The sequence below is a fragment of the Devosia sp. genome (genome assembly GCF_965229025.1).
Taxonomy (GTDB): Bacteria; Pseudomonadota; Alphaproteobacteria; order Rhizobiales; family Devosiaceae; genus Devosia_A.
The window spans coordinates 2,532,967-2,553,001 of sequence record NZ_OZ245853.1; the positions used below are offsets into that span (position 1 = coordinate 2,532,967).

A 20,035-nucleotide genomic window follows, 5' to 3' on the forward strand; every position below is an offset into this window, starting at 1 on the left:
GATCAGCCGATACGGCCGGTGATGTAGTCCTGCGTCTGCTTATTCTTGGGATTGGTGAAGATGTCCTCGGTCTTGCCTTCCTCGATGAGCTTGCCGAGGTGGAAGAACGCGGTCTTCTGGCTGACGCGGGCGGCCTGCTGCATGGAGTGGGTGACGATGACGATGGTGAAATTCTCACGCAGTTCGTCGATCAGTTCCTCGATGACGGCGGTCGCAATCGGGTCCAGCGCAGAGCAGGGCTCGTCCATGAGCAACACTTCGGGCTTGGTCGCAATAGCGCGGGCAATGCAAAGACGCTGCTGCTGGCCGCCGGAGAGACCGGTGCCAGGCTCGTTGAGACGATCCTTGACCTCGTTCCAGAGGCCGGCGCGACGCAACGATGAGTGAACAATCTCATCGAGTTCGGTCTTGCCACGGGCGATGCCGTGAATCTTGGGACCGTAAGCGACGTTTTCGTAGATCGACTTCGGGAACGGATTGGGCTTCTGGAACACCATGCCGACGCGGGCGCGGAGTTCAACGACGTCGATCGAGGGATCGTAGATATCGTCCCGGTCGAGCAGGATCTTGCCGGTGACGCGGCAGCCATCAATGGTGTCGTTCATGCGGTTGAGCGAGCGCAGGAACGTCGACTTGCCGCAGCCCGAGGGGCCGATGAGCGAGGTGACGTTGAACTGCTCGATCTCAAGGTTGACGTCGAACAGGGCCTGCTTGGCGCCGTAGAACACGCCGACGTTCTCGCCGGTGATCTTGGGCGGGGCATTGGGACGCGGTGCGGACGCGGTAGCGGCGGACGATGCGGTTTCGAGTGACATGACGGTGATCCTGAAACGAGGGTTACCAGCGGCGCTCGAAGCGGCGACGCAGCAGAATGGCGGTGATGTTCATGACGGCAAGGAAGAGCAGCAGGACGATGATGGCGCCCGACGTGCGCTCGACAAAGGCGCGTTCGGCCTCGTTGGCCCACATATAGATCTGCACCGGCAGGGCCGTCGCGGGATCGAACGGGGTGGCCGGCTTGTCGGCAACGAAGGCCACCATGCCGATGAGGAGGAGCGGAGCTGTCTCACCCAGCGCACGGGCGAGCCCGATGATGGTGCCGGTGAGAATGCCCGGGGTGGCGAGCGGCAGCACGTGATCGAACACCATCTGCATCTTGCTGGCGCCGATGCCGAGCGCCGCAGAGCGGATCGAGGGCGGGACGGACCGCAGGGCGGCGCGGGTGGCGATGATGATGGTGGGGAGCGTCATCAGGGTCAGCACCAGGCCACCAACGATCGGCGCCGAACGGGGCATACCGAAGAAGTTGATGAACACGGCGAGCCCGAGGAGACCGAAGACGATCGAGGGGACAGCCGCGAGGTTGTTGATGTTGACTTCGATGAGATCGGTGAAGCGGTTCTTCTTGGCGAACTCTTCGAGGTAGATGGAGGCGGCGACGCCGATGGGGAGCGCGCAGACCAGCACCACCAGCATCATGTAGAGCGAGCCGATGATGGCGACGCCGAGACCGGCGGTTTCGGGCCGGCTGGAGGCGCCGAAGGTGAGGAGGCCCCAGTTGAAGGGGGTCGAGAGCTGGCCGGCGGCCTTGAGCTGGCTCAGCCAGGCGACCTGCTGATCGGAGACTTTGCGCTTGGCTTCGGGCACGGTGAGATCGATCTGGCCCTTGTTGGCGCTATCGATATCGGCGGCGGCGAGGAGCGTCACATTGCGGGTGGTACCGACAACCGAGGGATCGGCGGCCACGATGTCGCGGAGCTGGGCACGGGAGCCTTCCGAAACGAGGCCGGTCAGCTGCTTCATCGCCACTTTGTCGCTGAGATCAACCCCGAGGGCACGGGCCACCGCATTGCGGGCGATTACGGGATAGTTGGCGGTGAGGAGCTTCCGCGGATCGGTGGCGCGGACGTTGTCCTTGTCGATGATTTCGGCGGAGAACTCGACCGGCACGGTGATCGCGGTCTGCACAAAGGCGGTGTAGCCCTTGGAGAAGATCGAGAACATCAGGATGGCGAGGAAGACGAGGCCGATGGTGATGGCGGCGATGCCGTAGAAGCGGAAGCGGGCTTCGGCAGCGTGACGGCGCTTGAGGCCGAAATCGCGCTTGGTGGCAGTGGCGGTCTGCATTCCGGCAGAGGACATGGTGGCCTCGGTCATTCGTACTGCTCCCGATATTTGCGCACGATGTAGAGCGCGTAAACGTTCATGCCGAGGGTGACGGCGAACAGGGTGAGGCCAAGCGCGAAGGCCACGAGGGTTTGCGGTGAGTTGAATTCAAGGTCGCCGGTCAGCTGGTTGACGATCTTGACGGTAATGGTGGTCATGGCTTCGAACGGATTGATGGTGAGCCGCGCGGCGACACCTGCTGCCAGCACCACGATCATGGTTTCGCCGATGGCGCGGGAGGCGGTGAGCAGCAAGGCGCCGACGATGCCCGGGAGGGCGGCGGGGAGGATAACCTTGACGATGGTTTCCGACCGGGTCGAGCCCAGCGCCAGCGAGCCATCGCGCATGGCGCGGGGCACGGCGGTGATGACGTCATCGGAGAGCGAGGAAACCACCGGGATCAGCATCACACCCATGACGATGCCGGCGGTGAGGACCGACTGCGCCTGGATGAAGGCAAAGCCGCCGCCGAGCGCTGCAGAGAGATCGCGAAGGAAAGGCCCGAGGGTCACCAGCGCAAAAATGCCGTAGACGATGGTGGGAATGCCGGCGAGAAGTTCCAGCAGCGGCTTGACGGTGGAGCGGACGCGGCTCGAGGCATATTCGCCCATGTAGATGGCGGCCATCAGGCCGACGGGGACGGCGAAGAGCATCGAGACCAGAGCGATGTAAAGGGTGCCGGCAAGGAGCGGGATGAGGCCGAACTGGCCGCCATCGCTGGAAGCGCCGGCTGCGGCAAAGCGCGGATCCCACACGGTGCCGAAGAAGAAGTTGAACGGGGACACTTCGGAAAAGAAGTGGATCGTTTCGCCCAGCATGGAGAGCACAATGCCGATGGTGGTGAGGATAGCGATGCTGGATGCACCGACCAGCGACCAGAGGACAGCGGTTTCGACCTGGTTGCGGGCGCGCAGCCGGAGTTTGATGCGGGAGTAGGACCACGCAGCGCCGGCGAGGGAGAGAATGAGCGTCAGGATCTGGCCAATAACGCGAAAGGTGGCGGTGTCGGCGCTGACCGAACTGGCGAGCGCGACCATATAGTCCTCGCCACTATCGGGGAGGGTGAGGCTGGTTCCCTTGGCCAGCTGCTTCAGATCAGCGAAGGTTTTTGGCAGCTTTTCGGCGGAGGTGACGCCGAGTTGCTCAAGCGCGTTGGCGGTGTTGCGCACCATGCCGACCGAGAGGCTGGCCGCAGCCGGATCGGCGATATGCTTGGTTACTTCAGCGGTGACGCGGCCTTCAAGGATGGCACTGGTCCCGACGCTCCACACGAGCAGGAAGAGCAAAGCGGGGATGGTGGCAACGATGAAGGCCAGCCAGCCATGATAGGTGGGGAGGGAGTGGGGAACGTCCTTGCCGGAGCGGGTCGAGCCCTCGGCCTGTACGCGGGCACGCTGGGCGGCAAAGAAGTATGCCACCGCACCGATACCGAGAATAATCGCAATCAACCAACCAGCGGACATTGACGCCTCACCTTAAAAAACCTGGTCTGCACGGGGCAGGAGGTGGCGCGGACCAGAAGGTCCGCGCCGGCAGTCATTACATCGTGGTGCCAGCTTCGAACTTGGCACGGTTGGCTTCGCGCTCGGCATCGGGAGCCGGGACGAGGCCGTAGGTGGCGAGCGGCGAGTCGGGACCGGTCATGTCGTCCGACAGGAAGAACTCGACATATTCCTTGAGGCCCGGGATGACGCCGATGTGTGCCTTCTTGACGTAGAAGAACAGCGGACGCGAGACCGGGTATGTGCCGTCAGCGATGGTGGCAGTCGTGGGAACGATACCGCCAACGGTCGCGACCTTCAGCTTGTCGGCGTTGTTTTCGTAGAACGACAGGCCGAAGACGCCGACGCCGGTCTTGTTGCTATCGATGCGGGCGAGGGTCTCGGTGTAGTCGCCGTCGATGTCGATGGCCTTGCCGTCCTTGCGAACCGCGATGCAGGTCTTGGCGACGTCAGCTTCGGCAACGCCGGCAGCGGCCAGCGCGTCCTTGTCGCAACCAGCTGCGAGCAGCTTGGTCTCGAACACTTCACGTGTGCCGTGCTTTTCGCCCGGGATGTAGGCCGCGATATCCCAAGCCGGGAAGGCAGCGTTCACTTCGGACCACTTGGTGTAGGGGTTGTCGACGAGCTTGCCGTCAACGACGACCTTGGCAGCCAGGGCCTTGTAGATGTCGACGGGCTGGATGACGAAATCCGGGCCGTTGATGTCGGTGGCGAACACGATGCCGTCGTAGCCGATCTTGACTTCCTGGACGTCGGTGACACCAGCGGTCTTGCAGCTTTCCAGCTCTTCGGCCTTCATCGGACGCGAGGAGTTCGCGATGTCGATCTTGTCTTCGCCAACGCCTTCGCAGAACTGCTTGATGCCAGCGCCCGAACCACCGGACTCAACAACCGGGGTCTTGAAGTCGGGGTAGGTCTCGCCGAACGACTCGGCGACGATCTTGGCGTAGGGGAGAACGGTGGACGAACCGGCGACCTGGATCTGGTCGCGGGCGAAAGCAACGCCCTGGGCGGAGGCAAGCGCGATGACGGCGGCGCTCGCGAAAACGGAAATCTTCATGATGGTCCCTTTCGGAAAGGATGGGCGGTTGGCCCGTAAGGCACGTCCGGCTCACTGAGGCCGCCCGTTGCATGGCGGAACCTATGGGCGTTGACCAAAGCTTTTATGACGGTTGGATTGCCGTTATGTGACAGGTTAATCGTTTGATTTTGCTGTACTAATCAGCGCGAAACAAAAGTCGGCCTGTGGATATGCAACAATTCCGTCATTTACGGAGCAGGACTTCGACCCGAGTCCCCTGCCCCGGCTGGCTGCGAATGGTCAGCAGGCCGTGGTGGCGGTTGACGATGTGCTTGACGATGGCAAGGCCGAGGCCGGTGCCTTTCTTCTTGCGGCTCGACTCCGCATCGACCCGGTAGAACCGCTCGGTGAGGCGGGGGACATGCTCGGGGGCGACGCCGACGCCATGGTCGGTGACGGAGAGTTGCGCATCAAAGCCCTGGCGGCCTGATGTGGGGGCAAGGGTGATTTCGATATCGCCACCTTCGGCGCCATACTTGATGGCGTTGTCGATGAGGTTTTCGAAGACTTCGTAAAGTTCGTCGCGGTCGCCGCTGACGACGAGGGGGGCAGCGGGGATATCGAGCTTCAGCGCGGCACCGGCGTCCCTAGCGACCTGTTGCAGGCCCTCGGCTACTTCCTTGATGAGGATGGTGAGGTCGACCTCGGTAGTGGGGCGGAGGTGCTGGCGCATTTCGATGCGGCTCAGCGAAAGCAGGTCCTCGATGAGCTTGGCCATCCGCGCGGCCTGCGATTGCATGATGCCAAGGAACCGCTCGCGGGCTTCCTTGTCGTTGGCGGCCGGACCGAGCAGGGTGTCAATGAAGCCGACCAGCGAGGTGAGCGGGGTGCGCAGTTCGTGGCTGGCATTGGCGACGAAATCGGTGCGGAGGGACTCGAGGCGCTTTTCCTCGGTGAGGCTCTGGAGCGTGATGACCAGCACGCCGTCATTGACGGGATCGCCCGCGGCGAGTGGCGCCACCATGGCTTTGTACCAGGTCTCGGTCGGCACGGCCTGATGCAGTTCGACCTTCTGCGGGCCATCGGTGCGGGCGCGCTCGATGGCGTTGAGGAGCGCCGGAAAGCGCATGGTGAACGCGATGGGACTGGCGAGGACAACGCTGGGGAAGTGCCGCATGGCGGGGCCGTTCATGTGGACGATGACGCTGCGACGATCGACGATGATGCAGGGATCGGGGAGCGCATCGGCGACATGGCGGACGGCATCGGCAAACGCGTCGTCCACAGCACCGGCGGCGCCAACGCCTTCGTGGCGGGTCTCACCCGTATCGGGAATGATGGCGGCGAGGAGCAGCACAACGGCGTAGGCCAGGACGGCGATGAACGAGTTGATCAACTGCGTGCCGGCCAGCGTCATAAACACCAGCCCGACGGCCAGCAGCAGGAGCAGCCGGGCGTAAAAGCGCGTCCGGATGGTGGCGAAGGCCGTATCGAGCCCCACAGTCGCGCGTTGTGTTTCGTCAGCCATCAGGCGGTCTTTCCCAAGCGTCTTCCCAAGTGCCGGAAGAGTGGCAAGGCGGTCGATTCGCGTGGCTTGCCAGAACGGGTCTGTTCATAGCACGGTTGTGACGCAGTCATGACATGTCAGGAGTTTCGCCATGGCCAATCCGCTCGAAGGTTTCGACCTTGAGAACCCTGTTCTGCCAAAGGCCATCCGCAAGCGGGCGCTGAAATCTGGCGGCTACCCCTATGACGAAAAGATGGACAGCGACCAGTTCGAGGGCGAGATGCTGGCCGTGCAGAAGCAACTGGCGCTGCTGCAGGCCGACCAGGCCAAGACCGGACGGCGAGTCGTGATCGTCTTTGAGGGCCGGGACGCGGCCGGCAAGGGCGGCGCGATCATGGCGTATCTCGACAACCTCAACCCGCGCTACAACATCGACGTGGCACTGCCCAAGCCGACGGATCGCGAAAAGACGCAGTGGTATTTCCAGCGTTATGTCGATTGGCTGCCTGCGGCGGGTGAGCAGGTGCTGTTCGACCGGTCCTGGTACAACCGGGCCGGGGTGGAGCCGGTGATGGGCTTTTGCTCGCCGCAACAGACCGACAAGTTCCTTGAGGAAGTGCCGCATTTCGAAAAGATGCTGGTGAACGACGATATCCACGTCTTCAAGTTCTGGCTGGCGATCGGCCGCGAGATGCAGATCAAGCGGTTCCATGACCGGCGGCATGACCCGCTGAAGGTGTGGAAGCTGTCCCCGGTGGATATGAAGGCGCTGGAGAAGTTCGACGACTACAGCGTGGCGCGCGATCGCATGTTCGATGCGACGAGCAGCGATCATGCGCCGTGGCATGTGATCCTCAACAATGACAAGAAGCGCGGGCACCTCGCTGTCATCCGCTCGGTGCTGCATGCGATCGAGTACGAGGGCAAGGACGAGGCGCTAATCGGCGCGAACGATCCGCGCATCGCAGTGAGTGCGGAGGCGTTCCGCAAGGGTGGCTACGACATGTAGCAGGCTGACCGTTTGGTCAAAAATCTCTGCTTAAGCCCCCCGGGAGCTCCTGCAACCGTTTGACAGACGGACAAAAACCTCGTCAACTTCCTGTTAACGATCCGCAATTGGCCGAGTTACTGTCTTGGAACGTGCGGATGCGGTGGCGGGCTTGGCCGCGGCCGCAGGGGGTGGTCTGGTGGGGCAGCACGTCGACGCAAGCCTTGAAGCAAGCGTCATCGCGCCAGTGCAGGTCTTCAACGCAAAGGGGCAGTCGCCCTTCGTGCTGGCCTGTGATCACGCTTCAAACCGGATCCCCGAGCCTTATGGCGACCTGGGTCTGACCTCGCATCAGCGGTTGATGCATATCGCCTGGGACCCGGGCGCGCTGGCAGTGGCGCTGCGGCTGGTCGACCTGCTCGACGCGCCGCTGGTGGCTTCGACGGTGAGCCGGCTGGTGATCGACTGCAACCGCGAGGAAAGCGCGCCGGACCTGATCCCGCTGCTGAGCGAGCGGACCGAAATTCCTGGTAATTTCGAGATTGATGCGGCCGAGCGGCAGCGGCGGATTACGCAATATCACACCCCCTTCCACAATGCGCTTGAGGCGCTGCTGGGGCGGCGGAAGCAGGCGGGGATGGAAACGGTGCTGGTCACGGTGCATTCGTTCACTCCCGTCTACAAGGACGTGCAGCGACCGTGGCCGATCGGGTTGATCCACCCCCGCGACGAAGGCTTTACGCGCGCCTTGAGCGATGCGCTGAAGGCGGACGATCCTGGGCTCAACGTGGGCTGGAATGAGCCCTACTCGGCGCTCAACGGCGTGACCTACACGCTTGAGCATCATAGCGACCGGCGCGGCTTTGCGGCGACGATGATTGAAATCCGCAACAACGAAATTCTCGAACCTGACGGGGTGGCCAGTTGGGCCGCCCGTCTGGCCCGGTGTCTTGAAACAGCGCGAGGGGCGCTCGGCAAGGCAGCGGCATAACCTGACCATTCCACTGGGGCATGAGGGTAACCGGAAAGGACGGACTGACTATGGCCGACCATCACACGGAGGACACCAAAGTCCTCCACTCCATGGGCTATGCCCAGGAACTTGCTCGACGCATGAGCGGGTTCTCGAATTTTGCGATTTCGTTCTCAATCATCTGCATTCTGTCGGGCGGCATCAACTCCTTCGCTCAGGCTACCGGCTCGATCGGCGGCGCTGGCGCCGGCATCGGCTGGATCGTTGGCTGCGTGGTATCGGGGTTCTTCGCCCTGTGCATGGCGCAGATCGCCTCGTCCTATCCGACGGCGGGCGGGCTCTACCACTGGGGCTCAATTCTCGGCAACCGCTTCACGGGTTGGGTCACGGCCTGGCTGAACCTGCTTGGCCTGATCACAGTGTTGGGTGCCATCAACATCGGTACGGCCTTTTTCTTTCAGGGCACGTTCGGCTCGATGATCGGAATGACGGCCGACCCGGTGCATATCGTGTTGTTCGTCGCGGTGATCACGGTAATCCAGGCGCTGATCAACCACCTCGGCATTAGTCTCACTGCAAAGCTAACAGACTTTTCGGGCTATCTCATCCTGGGCACGACCGCAGCGATGATCATCCTGCTGCTGATCTTTGCACCAACGCACGACATCACGCGGCTTTGGACCTTCACCAACAACTCAGGCGAAACCGGCGGCAACGTGTTCCCGCAGAGCGACAACATGCTCTACCTGTTCTCGCTGTGCCTCTTGCTGCCGATCTACACCATCACCGGCTACGACGCGTCGGCGCACACGTCGGAAGAGACCAAGCAGGCCTCGACGTCGGTGCCGAGGTCGATCGTGCAGTCGGTGATCATTTCCTCGCTTGCCGGCTGGGTGTTGCTGAGCGTGATCATGATGGCCATTCCGGACATGGCTGAAGGCGCCAAGCAGGGCTGGAGCGTGTTCTTTGCCACGATGACAGCAGTGCTGCCGGGCTGGCTGGTGACGTTGCTGTACCTGCTGATCCTGATCGCACAGCTGATATGCGGCCTTGCGACCGTTACGTCGGCTTCGCGCATGATCTTTGCCTTCAGCCGTGACGGCGGCCTGCCGCTAATTTCGAAGGCTCTCGCCAATGTCAGCGTCAAGTACCGTACGCCGGTGGCGGCGATCTGGGCGGCGGCAATTGCCGAGTTCCTGTTCGTCTGGCTGGCGCAGACCGTGTCGATCGGCGGCACCAACATCTACACCATCGTGGTCAATGCCACGCTGATCTTCCTGTTCCTGTCGTTCACCATTCCGATTGCGCTGGGCTTTTTTGCCATCGGGACCGAGAAGTGGCCGAAGATGGGGCCCTGGAACATGGGCGTGGGGATGTACAAGCTGTTTGCGGTGCTGAGCGTGCTGGGCATGATCCTGATCGTGTTCATCGCAATCCAGCCGCCAAATGCCAATGTGCTCTGGATCACGCTGGCCTTCCTTGTGCTCGCCGCCATCCTGTGGGTGGTGTTCGAGAACAAGCGCTTCATGGGACCGCCGGTTGGCGACGCCATTGCCAAGCGCCAGGCAGAAATTGCTGCGGTTGAGGCCAAGTATGGTCATGCCGAGTAACTGACAGAACCGGGAGCCGCGGGAAAACTGCGGCTCCCCAACCAGAACAATCCGCATGACGGGAGTAATGCCATGGCCAGTGCTGCCTATTCGCTTGATCAACTGAAAGCCGACGTGAAGTCCGGCACTATCGACACCGTGCTGGTGGCGTTTCCCGACATGCAGGGGCGGCTGATCGGCAAGCGCTTCCAGGCCGAGTTCTTCCTCGAAGGCGCGATCGACGAGACGCATGGCTGCGACTATCTGCTCGCCAACGACATCGACATGGAGCCGGTACCCGGCTACGAGGCGGCCAACTGGGCCAAGGGCTATGGCGATTTCGTCATGAAGCCCGACATTTCAACGCTGATGAAGGCGGCCTGGCTTGAAGGGACGGCGATCATCCTCGCCGACCTCGTCGACCACCATCACCACGACCCGATCCCGCATTCTCCGCGCGCTATTCTGAAGGCGCAGCTGGCGCGGCTCGAGAAGCTGGGGCTGACGGCGAATTTTGCGTCGGAACTCGAATTCTACCTGTTTGACGAGGGATTCCGCTCGGCCTGGGACAAGGGCTACAAGAACCTCGTGACCGCCGGCTACTACATCGAGGATTACCACATCTTCCAGACGACCAAGGAAGAAGGGGTGATGCGCGCGGTACGGAAGCAACTCCAGGCCTCGGGCATTCCGGTCGAGAATTCGAAGGGCGAGTGGGGCCCGGGCCAGGAAGAGATCAACGTCAAATATGCGGACGCCCTGACCATGGCCGACCGGCATGTGGTGATGAAGAACGCCATCAAGGAAATCGCGCATTTCCAGGGCAAGGCCGTGACCTTCATGGCGAAGTGGGATTTCGGCCTCGCCGGCTCATCGAGCCACATCCACATGAGCTTGGCCAAGGGCGGCAAGAACGCCTTTATCGACAGCAAGGACGAGCGCGGCATGTCGCCGCTGATGAAGCACTTCATGCAAGGGCTGCTGACTTACGCGGGCGACATCACCTATTTCCTTGCGCCCTATATCAACTCGTACAAGCGGTTCCAGGCGGGCACGTTTGCGCCGACCAAGGCGATCTGGTCGTCGGATAACCGTACGGCGGGGTTCCGGCTTTGCGGCGAAAACACCAAGGGCGTGCGGGTGGAGTGCCGGATCGGCGGGGCGGACCTCAACCCCTATCTCGCCTATGCGGCGCTGATCGCGGCAGGGCTGAAAGGCGTCGAGGATAAGCTGGAGCTCGAACCCGCCTTCACCGGTGACGCCTATGTGGGCAAGAAGCTGCGCGAAGTGCACAAGACGCTGCGCGACGCGATTGCCGCGATGCAGAAATCGAAGATGCTGAAAGAGGCGTTCGGCGAGCCCGTGATCAGCCACTATGTGCACACCGGCAACTGGGAGCAGTTCGAATATGACCGCCGCGTCACCGATTGGGAGTTGAAGCGCGGGTTCGAGCGGACGTAAGAACCAGCAGCAATTCAACCAGCAGGTGACCCATGGCCGACACGGTCAAGATCGTCTCGCCCATTGATGGGCGGGTTTATGCCGAGCGGGCAATCGCGACGGCCACGGAAATCGAAACGGCGGTGGCCAAGACGCGCCGGGCGCGCGAGGTCTGGAACGAGCTGACGGTCAAGGAGCGGGCGAAGTTTCTTGAGCATTTTGTCGACGCTCTGATTGGCAAGAACGACGAGATCGTGCCGGAACTGGCCTGGCAGATGGGCCGGCCGGTGCGGTTTGGCGGTGAAAAGCGCGGCGTTGAAGAGCGGGCGCGGCACATGATCGCGATCGCCGAGGAGAGCCTCAAGCCCTCGATGCGGCCGGCCAAGGACGGGTTCGAGCGCTGGATCGCGCGCGAGGCGCTGGGCAACGTGATGGTGATTGCGCCCTGGAACTACCCGTTCCTCACCGCGGTGAACTCGATCGTGCCGGCGCTGATGGCAGGTAATGCGGTGATCCTCAAGCACGCGTCGCAGACGCTGCTCGTGGGTGAGCGGTTTGCCGAGGCGTTCAAGGCGGCGGGGCTGCCGGATGGGCTGTTCCAGAACCTGGTGCTCAACCATGCCGACACCGAAAAGCTGATCGGCTCGGGTCAGATCGACCACATCAACTTCACCGGATCGGTGGAAGGCGGGCGGCGGATCGAGAAGGCGGCGGCGGGAACGTTCGCGACGCTCGGGCTGGAACTCGGCGGCAAGGACCCGGCCTATGTGCGGGCGGACGCCAATGTGGCGTATGCGGCCGAAAACCTGGTGGATGGCTCGTTCTTCAACTCGGGGCAGAGCTGCTGCGGGGTGGAGCGCATCTACGTGCATGCGGAAGTCTATGACCAGTTCATCGAGGGCTTCGTCGAGCAGTCGAAGGGCTGGAAGCTGGGCAATCCGCTCGACGCGGACACTGTGGTTGGGCCGATGGCGACGCCGCGGTTTGCCGACCTCGTGCGCGGGCAGACGCTTGAGGCGCTGCGCAAGGGTGCCACGGCGCTGCTCAACACCAAGCATGACCTCGACGAGGAGGGCTCACCCTATCTCGCGCCGGAAGTGCTGGTGAACGTCAACCACCAGATGGCGGTGATGCGGGAAGAGAGTTTTGGGCCGGTCGTCGGGATCATGAAGGTTGCCGACGATGCGGAGGCGATCACGCTGATGAACGACAGCCCTTACGGGCTTTCCGCATCGATCTGGACGGAAGACCTTGATGCGGCGGCCAAGGTTGGCGCCAAGGTCGAGACCGGCACGGTCTATGCCAACCGCTGCGACTATCTCGACCCTGCGCTGGTCTGGACCGGGGTCAAGGACACCGGCAAGGGCGGCGCGCTGAGCGAGATCGGCTACCAGAACCTGACGCAGCCCAAGAGCTATCACCTCAGGAAGCTCTGAGCGGCACTGTAGATGCGGCGCGACGCGCCAGAAGCGAGAAAGATCATGGCCACCAAAGCCAACTGGAACTACCCCACCGCCGTCAAGTTTGGCGCTGGGCGGATCAAGGAACTGCCGGAGGCGCTGAAGGCGGCGGGGATTTCGCGGCCGCTGCTGGTGACCGATGCTGGGCTGGTCAACCTGCCGGTGACGCAGAGCACGCTGAAGCTGTTGAAGGATGCCGGGATAGAGGTTGGCGTGTTCGCCGACGTGAAGCCCAATCCGATTTCGGCCAACGTCAATGCCGGCGTCGAAGTGCTGCGCAAGGGCGGGCATGACGGGGTGATCGCGTTTGGCGGCGGCTCGGGGCTCGACGTGGGCAAGGTGATTGCCTTCATGGCGGGCCAGACCCGGCCGATGTGGGACTTTGAAGATATCGGCGACTGGTGGACGCGGGCCGACCCCAAGGGGATATTCCCGATTGTGGCGGTGCCGACGACAGCGGGCACGGGCTCGGAAGTGGGCCGCGCGGGCGTCATCACCGACGAGACGACGCATACCAAGAAGGTGATTTTTCACCCGCTGATGATGCCCAAGGTGGTGATCGTCGACCCAGAGCTGACGGTGGGGATGCCGGCTTTCATCACGGTGGGGACCGGGTTCGACGCGCTGGCGCATTGCCTCGAGGCCTATTGCGCGCCGGGCTATCACCCGCTGGCGGACGGCATTGCTGTTGAGGGTATCCGGCTCGTGCTGGAGAACCTCCCCAAGGTGGTCCACAATCCCAATGATATTGAAGCGCGCGGGCACCTGATGAGCGCGGCGGCGATGGGGGCGACGGCGTTCCAGAAGGGGCTGGGCGCCATCCATGCGCTGAGCCATCCGGTGGGGGCGCTCTACGACACCCATCACGGCATGACCAATGCGGTGTTCATGCCCTATGTGCTGGTGGTGAACCGGGATGCGATCGAAGCAAAGATCGCGCGGCTCGCGGCCTATTGCGGGCTGGCGCCGAACTTTGACTCGTTCCTTCACGCGGTGAGTGCGCTGCGATCCAAGCTCAACGTTCCGCACACGCTCAAGGACTTCAAGGTCGATGGGACCAAGCGCGAGCTGATCGGCGACATGGCGATTGTCGACCCGACGGCGGGCGGCAACCCGATTGAGCTCACCAAGGCGCGGGCGCTCGAGATCTTCGATCGGGCCATGGAGGGGCGGCTGTAGAGGCGCAATAGTCGCACTGCCGCCATGAGAGTCCGCTAACTGGATTGTCGATATCGCGAGACTGGGCGGGCACTGACAGCAGCCTGCCCATCTGCGGCGAAGAGATCGAACATTTTCAGGGAGTTAAGACCATGCAGCGGTTTACCAAGACTTTTGCAAGCGTGCTGGGGGCGATGCTCCTCACCAGTGTTGCGGCGCTTCCGGCTCTGGCTGAGCCCATCAAGATCACGCTGCTGGGCGTGGGCGATATCTACAATTTTGAGGGTGGCAAGGCGCGTGGCGGGTTTGCCCGGCTGAACGCTGTGGCGAAGGCTGAGAAGGCCGCTAATCCCAACACGATCTATGTGTTTGACGGCGACATGCTGTCACCCTCGCTGATCTCGGGTCTCGACAAGGGCGCGAACACCATTGCGCTGACCAATGTCGTGCCGTTCGACATCGCGGTGCCGGGCAACCATGAGTTCGATTTCGGCACGGAGAACTTCCTGACGCGCGTGGGTGAGTCGAAGTATCCGTGGGCGGCGATCAACATCACGCAGGCCGATGGCTCGCCGGTTCCCGGCTTGGGCGGGGTGGTGATCAAGGAAATCGGCGGGCTGAAGGTCGCGCTGGTTCCGGTGGCACAGGACACCTCGCCCGAAGTCTCCAGCACCGGGGACTGGAAGTTTGGCCCGACGGTGTCGTCGGCCATCGAAGCGGCCAAGCAGGCGCGCGCGGATGGCGCGGAGATCGTGGTTGGCGTGGTGCAGGCCGAGCATGACTACGACCAGGAACTGGTGCGCAGCCACGCCTTTGACGCGATACTCTCGGGCGACGACCACGATTTCACGGCGGCCTATGATGGGGTCACCGCCTATGTCGAAACTTCGACGGAAGCCAACTACCTGACCGCACTCGACCTCAATGTCGATGTGCAGGAAAAGGACGGCAAGCGCACGATCAGCTGGACACCGAACTTCCGGTTTATCGATACCGCAACGGTCACGGCAGACGCGGAAACGCAGGTGTTGGTCGACAAGTACCGTGCTGATCTCGATACCCAGCTCAACGTCAAGATCGGCAGCACCGAAGGCCCGCTGGATTCCCGCCGCAACGTTGTTCGCGCTCAGGAATCGGCGATGGGCAACCTGATTGCAGACGCCATGATGGCGGCAAATGGCGCTGACCTTGCCATCACCAATGGCGGCGGGATTCGCGCCGACAAGGAGTATCCGGCAGGCAGCGACATCACCCGCAAGGACATCTTCACCGAACTGCCGTTCGGCAATGTGACCGTGGTGACGGAACTCAGCGGACAGGCGATCCTCGATGCGCTCGAGAATGGCTTCAGCCAGATGGAAAAGGGTGCGGGCCGCTTCCCGCAGGTGGCGGGCATCACGGTGACAGTCGACTCCAAGAAGCCGGCTGGCTCGCGTGTGGTGTCTGTGCTGGTGGGCGACAAACCGCTGGACCCGGCCGCGACCTACAAGGTGGCTACCAATGACTTCATGCTCAATGGTGGCGATGGCTACAAGGCGCTCGGCACTGGCAAGGTGCTGATCGGGGCGCGCGAGGGCGACATCATGGCCAATGACGTGATGGAGTATGTGCAGCAGAACGGCATCCACCAGATGGTGGAAGGCCGTATCGTCATCCAGTAAGCGACGCTATTCCGCAATGGACTCGGGGGCGGCTTCGGCCGCCCCTACGCTACCAACGCTGCGACAGTCGCGGCACTGCCGGATTCCAGCAGTGATTTCAGGTGCTTGGTGACGGCGGTGCGGAACGCGCTGTTGCCGGCGAGGTCGGTGCCGAAGATCTCGGTGACGGCGAGGAGGCCGGCGGCGAGCTTTTCCGGATCGCGGGCGGCGGCGTCGGCGATGGCGCGGAGGCGGGCGGCGTGGGGGTCTTTGACGTCGATGGCGTTGCCCTGTTCGTCGATGCCGGTGACGTAGCGCATCCAGGCCGCGACACCGAGCGCAAGGCGTTGAATCCCCTGCCCTTTTGCAAGGCGGTCGCGGATGGTGCCGAGGAGGCGCTGCGGTAGCTTCTGGCTGCCATCCATGGCGATCTGCCAGGTGCGGTGCTTGAGGGCGGGGTTGGCGAAGCGGGCGAGGAGCTGGTCGCGATAGGCTTCGAGTGTGGCGCGCGACATGGGCAGCGTCGGCATTGCCTCTTCGGTCATAAGCCCATTAACAAGCTTATGGATTGCCGGGTCGGCGATGGCCTCGCTGACATATTGGTAGCCTGCGAGATAGCCGAGATAGGCCATGGTGGAGTGGCTGCCGTTGAGCATGCGGAGCTTCATCAGTTCGAAGGGCTCGACATCGGTGACCAGTTCGGCGCCTACGGTTTCAAAGGGTGGGCGGCCGAGGGGGAAGTGGTCTTCGATCACCCACTGGGTGAAGGGCTCGGTCATGATCGGCCAAGCGTCTTCCAAGTCAATGATATCCTTGACGATTTCACGGTCCGCGTCGGTGGTGGCGGGAACGATCCGGTCGATCATGGTGGAGGGGAAGGCGGCCGTCGCGACGTAAGCGGCGAGCTCGGGGCTGCGCAGTTCAGCGAGGCGGCGGACGATGCGGCCGGCGGTTTTGCCGTTGGATGGCAGGTTATCGCAGCTCATCACCGTGAACGGCGCCAGCCCGTTTTTCCTTCGTAATTCAAGGGCTTGGACGATGAGGCCAGGGGCGCTGACAGGGGCTTCGGGGTGAGCAAGGTCGTGGACGATATCGGGATGGTTCTGGTCGAGTTCGCCGGTTGCCGGATCGTGGCAATAGCCCTTTTCCGTTACGGTCAGCGAGACGATGCGGATGGCGGAAGAGGCCATGGTTTCAATGAGTTGGCGGCGCTGGGTGTTAGCGTCGAGCACATCGAGAATGGAGCTGATGACGCGGCAATGGGTGCCGGAGGCATCGCGAATGGCGAGGGTATAGAGGAAATCCTGCGGGGCGAGGGCGTCGCGGGTATCGGGGCGGCGGAGGGAAGCGCCGATGATGCCCCAGGTCGGGTTCAGCGCCAGGAGATCGTCGACATAGGCGGCCATGTGGGCGCGGTGGAAGGCGCCGATGCCGAGATGGACGATGCCGGGTGAAATGGTCGCGCGATCGTAGTTTGCCACGGAAACACCCCGTTGATGAACGGAGGCTGAAGCGAGGCTGGCGGTGTTGAGGCGCGACATGGACAAGGGCCCTCCCGGATGGCGGCGCGACCATAGCCAAGCCGGCCGCGCTCGACCATAGGTGCGGTTGCGCGAGTTGGGGAAGCCCGGCATAAACCTTCTCACGATTGAAGGGGACCAGGACGTGACCAAGCGCTTCGTGAGCATCGGCGAGTGCATGATCGAGATGAGCGGCGGCGAGGACCGGATGTACCGGCAGGGCTTTGCCGGAGATACGCTCAACACCGCCTGGTATGCGCGGGCGCTGCTGCCCGAGGGCTGGTCGGTCGACTATGTGACGGCGGTGGGCGACGACATCTATTCGCGCGACATGCGGGGCTTCATCGCGGCGGCGGGGATCGGCACCGGGCATGTGCGGGAAATCGCGGGGAAACGCCCCGGGCTTTACATGATCCACCAGGCCGATGGCGACCGGCACTTCACCTATTGGCGCGGGCAATCGGCGGCGAAGCTGGTGGCGGACGACCCCGAGGCGCTGGCGGCGGCGCTGGATGGGGCTACGACGGTGTATTTTTCGGGGATCTCGCTGGCGATCCTCGCGCCCCGGGCGCGTGGCAAGCTGATGAAGGCGATCGTTGCGGCGCGCGACAAGGGGGCCGAGGTGGTGTTCGACACCAACCTCCGGCCAGCGCTCTGGACGTCGCCGAAGATCATGGCCTCGACACTGACGGCGGCGGCGGCGATTGCGGATATCGTTTTGCCCACGCATTCGGACGAGGCGCCGCTGTTTGGCGACGCGTCACCGGAGGCGACGGCGGAGCGCTACCTGAGGATCGGGGCGCGGGAGGTGATCGTCAAGAACGGCGCGGAGCCGGCGCTGGTGGCGACGGCAGAAGCGCAGGTGTTCGTGCCAGCGCCGAAGGCGGAGAGGGTGGTGGATGCGACAGGTGCCGGGGACTCGTTCAACGGCGGTTATCTATCGGCGCGAGCGCGGGGCGTGGCGCCGGTCGAGGCGGCGAAGGAAGCGCATCGCGTGGCGGGCGTGGTGATCGGGCACAAGGGTGCGCTGGTCGATATGGCGCTGGTGCGCTAGCGGGCGTTCTTGCTTGGTAAAAAGAAGAAGGAGCGCCGCCTTTTGGGTAGGCGACGCTCCCCGATCCGACCACCTGTGGACGCAGTTGGTGCCGGACTTTGAAGCCAGGGTCCTGGTTTAGCGTCTGCTCGAAACGCGCTAGGCGAAGACCACCGACTGATAGGCATAGGGATCAAGCGGGGCGGCCTCGAAGCGCTCCGAAATGTCCTCGATAAACACGGGCTCGACGGGCGAGCGATGCAGCGTGGCGATGATGTGCTGCAGATGGGCGCTGTTGCGCGCTCCGGTCTTGCGCATGACCCGGCCAAGCGTGGCGGCGATGAGAACTGGGCTGAGATGCAGCATTGCCGACATGTGGTAGTGGGGCACAGCATCGCGCAGCAACAAGCAGAGTTCGAGTTCGCGCGGCGTCAGGCGATAGGGGTTGTCGAAACCCACCCAATCCTGAACCTCAGGCTCCCGCTGCAACATTGCCATTGACGCCTCCCCGTCGAAGCGAGGCTCCGACTGGGCCAATATGGCAGGTTCATGCGCGAGTGAGAATCGGCACTAATGACAGTGCAAGAAGTCCCATCGCCACAAACATCGTCCGTAAATCTCACATTGGCATTTATTGCATTGTGATTTTTCACGATGAGATCGTGACAGTTTCCAGCAACCTGCTAGCATTGGCCAGACATCACCGGTTCTGCATCGAACCAGATGGGGCATCAATGCTGGCATTCGTGGAACGATATCTCGGCGATATTCGGCTGGCGCGCACGGACGACGATATCGTCAGCATTCTTTCGGAAATCGCGGATGAACTCGGCTTCCGCAGTGCATATCTCATTGAATATACAAGCGAAATCAAGTCGGCTCTGCATGTTCTCGATACCAGCCCGGCACGCGCAGGCTGGTGGGGGCGTTATGTTGCCAGCGGGTTGCGCAAAGATACGACCGAGGTCGCGAGGGTGCTGGGACGCGGCGGGGTGCAACGTGTCGACGCCAGCCGGTTCGTGCGCCCCGATGACCCGTTGCTGGCTTTCGCCACCAAAGTCGACATGATCGACTGCACGCTGGTGCCGGTGAGCTATGACGGCATGGTGGTCGGCGTGATCGGGCTGTGCGGTGACCGCGAATTGGACGGCCTGCAGCAGACAGGGCTGCAGCTGGTGCTCTATAACCTTTTCGCCCAGGCACGATCGCTGCGCAATGCCGGGATTGTTACGGCGCGTCCGGCGCTCACCCCGCGCGAAAAAGAGGTGATGGCGCTATCTGCGGACGGTCTGACTTCGCAGGACATCGCCGAACAGCTTGGCATGTCGGCGCGGACGGTGAACCAGCATGTCGACAATGTTTCGGCCAAGCTCGGGACCAAGAACCGGGCGCACACGGTGGCCGAGGTGATCCGGCACCGGCTGCTCGACTGACGCGGCAGCCGATCAGAGCATCCCGGTTCCTGAGGCGATATACTCGAGTTCTTCCGGTGTGGAGGCGCGCCCGAGGGCGGCGTTGCGGCGCGGATAGCGGCCGAAGCGGATGAGGCAATCGCGGTGCGCGATCTCATATTTCAAGTTTTCGCCATAGGCGTAGCGCTCGTAGAGCCGCATGGCTTCGTCGTGCACGGCGAGCGATTCCGAGTGCATGTAGGGCAGGTAGAAAAACCCGCGGCGGCGCGGCTCGACCAACATATCGGCGCCCTGCCCCACGGCTTCGTGCGCCAGACGGAGCGCCATGGGGTCGGTGGCGAAGGCCTCGGGGCGCTGGCGGAACAACTGGCGGGAGAACTGGTCGAGCACGATGATTTCGGCGAGGCGGCCGGAGGGCGTGGTGCGCCAGAAGCTGGCTTCGCCACGGGCGACGGCGGCGTGGGTCTCGGAAAAATTGCGCGCAATTTCGGCGTCGAACTCGGGCCGGGCGCCGAACCAATCGGCCTCGCCATGGGAGACGAACCAGAAGTTGAGCACATCGTCAGCGGTTTTCATCGGGGGTCTCGCAGCGCGGTAAATCGGCGGCCGCGTTCACCAGTCCTTTT

Annotated in this window: 17 protein-coding genes; 9 read left to right on the forward strand and 8 right to left on the reverse strand. The window is 62.8% G+C overall.

The features are described 5' to 3' along the window. Positions 1 to 2: 2 nt before the first annotated feature. The 5 genes from pstB to ACO06J_RS12410 form a co-directional block, all read right to left on the reverse strand. Positions 3 to 815: a phosphate ABC transporter ATP-binding protein PstB gene (gene pstB, locus ACO06J_RS12390; RefSeq protein WP_421761023.1), complete on the reverse strand. Its 813-nt coding sequence runs from the start codon at positions 813 to 815 to the stop codon at positions 3 to 5. Between the two features lie 22 nt (positions 816 to 837). Continuing rightward, positions 838 to 2,157 carry a phosphate ABC transporter permease PstA gene (pstA, locus tag ACO06J_RS12395; RefSeq protein ID WP_421761024.1) on the reverse strand — a complete coding sequence of 440 codons (1,320 nt, stop codon included), beginning with the start codon at positions 2,155 to 2,157 and terminating at the stop codon, positions 838 to 840. Further along, on the reverse strand, positions 2,154 to 3,629 hold the full coding sequence (gene pstC / locus ACO06J_RS12400; protein ID WP_421761025.1) for a phosphate ABC transporter permease subunit PstC: 1,476 nt from the start codon (positions 3,627 to 3,629) through the stop codon (positions 2,154 to 2,156). Before pstC ends, pstA begins: the two co-directional genes overlap by 4 nt. A 76-nt stretch (positions 3,630 to 3,705) precedes the next feature. Then, on the reverse strand, positions 3,706 to 4,728 hold the full coding sequence (locus ACO06J_RS12405) for a PstS family phosphate ABC transporter substrate-binding protein (protein WP_421761026.1): 1,023 nt from the start codon (positions 4,726 to 4,728) through the stop codon (positions 3,706 to 3,708). A 205-nt stretch (positions 4,729 to 4,933) separates the two neighbouring features. Continuing rightward, the gene (locus ACO06J_RS12410; RefSeq protein WP_421761027.1) at positions 4,934 to 6,217 is read right to left on the reverse strand and encodes an ATP-binding protein; all 1,284 of its coding nucleotides are present in this window, start codon (positions 6,215 to 6,217) and stop codon (positions 4,934 to 4,936) included. 130 nt (positions 6,218 to 6,347) lie between these two features. On the opposite strand from ACO06J_RS12410, the gene ppk2 reads away from it, so the two are divergent. From ppk2 to ACO06J_RS12445, 7 genes are all read left to right on the forward strand, one after another. Further along, the gene (gene ppk2 / locus ACO06J_RS12415) at positions 6,348 to 7,205 is read left to right on the forward strand and encodes a polyphosphate kinase 2 (protein ID WP_421761028.1); all 858 of its coding nucleotides are present in this window, start codon (positions 6,348 to 6,350) and stop codon (positions 7,203 to 7,205) included. A 124-nt stretch (positions 7,206 to 7,329) separates the two neighbouring features. Next, entirely contained in the window at positions 7,330 to 8,175 is an 846-nt protein-coding gene (locus ACO06J_RS12420; protein ID WP_421761029.1) for an N-formylglutamate amidohydrolase, read from the forward strand. Between the two features lie 50 nt (positions 8,176 to 8,225). Then, positions 8,226 to 9,767 (forward strand): amino acid permease, encoded by a 1,542-nt coding sequence (locus ACO06J_RS12425; RefSeq protein ID WP_421761030.1) that lies wholly within the window; start codon positions 8,226 to 8,228, stop codon positions 9,765 to 9,767. A 72-nt stretch (positions 9,768 to 9,839) separates the two neighbouring features. Further along, positions 9,840 to 11,207, forward strand: a complete 1,368-nt coding sequence (locus ACO06J_RS12430; RefSeq protein ID WP_421761031.1) for a glutamine synthetase family protein — start codon at positions 9,840 to 9,842, stop codon at positions 11,205 to 11,207. A gap of 32 nt (positions 11,208 to 11,239) precedes the next feature. After that, positions 11,240 to 12,622, forward strand: a complete 1,383-nt coding sequence (locus ACO06J_RS12435) for an aldehyde dehydrogenase family protein (RefSeq protein ID WP_421761032.1) — start codon at positions 11,240 to 11,242, stop codon at positions 12,620 to 12,622. A gap of 42 nt (positions 12,623 to 12,664) precedes the next feature. After that, on the forward strand, positions 12,665 to 13,825 hold the full coding sequence (locus ACO06J_RS12440) for an iron-containing alcohol dehydrogenase (RefSeq protein ID WP_421762503.1): 1,161 nt from the start codon (positions 12,665 to 12,667) through the stop codon (positions 13,823 to 13,825). A gap of 131 nt (positions 13,826 to 13,956) precedes the next feature. After that, on the forward strand, positions 13,957 to 15,465 hold the full coding sequence (locus tag ACO06J_RS12445; RefSeq protein ID WP_421761033.1) for a bifunctional metallophosphatase/5'-nucleotidase: 1,509 nt from the start codon (positions 13,957 to 13,959) through the stop codon (positions 15,463 to 15,465). A 44-nt stretch (positions 15,466 to 15,509) separates the two neighbouring features. Here the strand turns inward: ACO06J_RS12445 and ACO06J_RS12450 are convergent, their stop codons facing one another. Then, positions 15,510 to 16,985: a mannitol dehydrogenase family protein gene (locus ACO06J_RS12450; protein WP_421761034.1), complete on the reverse strand. Its 1,476-nt coding sequence runs from the start codon at positions 16,983 to 16,985 to the stop codon at positions 15,510 to 15,512. Between the two features lie 124 nt (positions 16,986 to 17,109). Between ACO06J_RS12450 and ACO06J_RS12455 the strand changes: the two genes are divergently transcribed. Further along, positions 17,110 to 18,018 (forward strand): sugar kinase, encoded by a 909-nt coding sequence (locus tag ACO06J_RS12455; protein ID WP_421761035.1) that lies wholly within the window; start codon positions 17,110 to 17,112, stop codon positions 18,016 to 18,018. Positions 18,019 to 18,156: 138 nt separating this feature from the next. Here ACO06J_RS12455 and ACO06J_RS12460 read toward each other — a convergent pair whose 3' ends face one another. Continuing rightward, a complete protein-coding gene (locus ACO06J_RS12460) occupies positions 18,157 to 18,495 on the reverse strand; it encodes a hypothetical protein (protein ID WP_421761036.1) in 339 nt (112 codons plus the stop codon). A 236-nt stretch (positions 18,496 to 18,731) separates the two neighbouring features. On the opposite strand from ACO06J_RS12460, the gene ACO06J_RS12465 reads away from it, so the two are divergent. Beyond that, positions 18,732 to 19,430: a helix-turn-helix domain-containing protein gene (locus tag ACO06J_RS12465; RefSeq protein ID WP_421761037.1), complete on the forward strand. Its 699-nt coding sequence runs from the start codon at positions 18,732 to 18,734 to the stop codon at positions 19,428 to 19,430. A gap of 12 nt (positions 19,431 to 19,442) precedes the next feature. Here ACO06J_RS12465 and ACO06J_RS12470 read toward each other — a convergent pair whose 3' ends face one another. Beyond that, positions 19,443 to 19,985, reverse strand: coding sequence for a DUF924 family protein (locus tag ACO06J_RS12470; protein WP_421761038.1), 543 nt, complete (start codon positions 19,983 to 19,985; stop codon positions 19,443 to 19,445). Positions 19,986 to 20,035 lie beyond the last annotated feature (50 nt).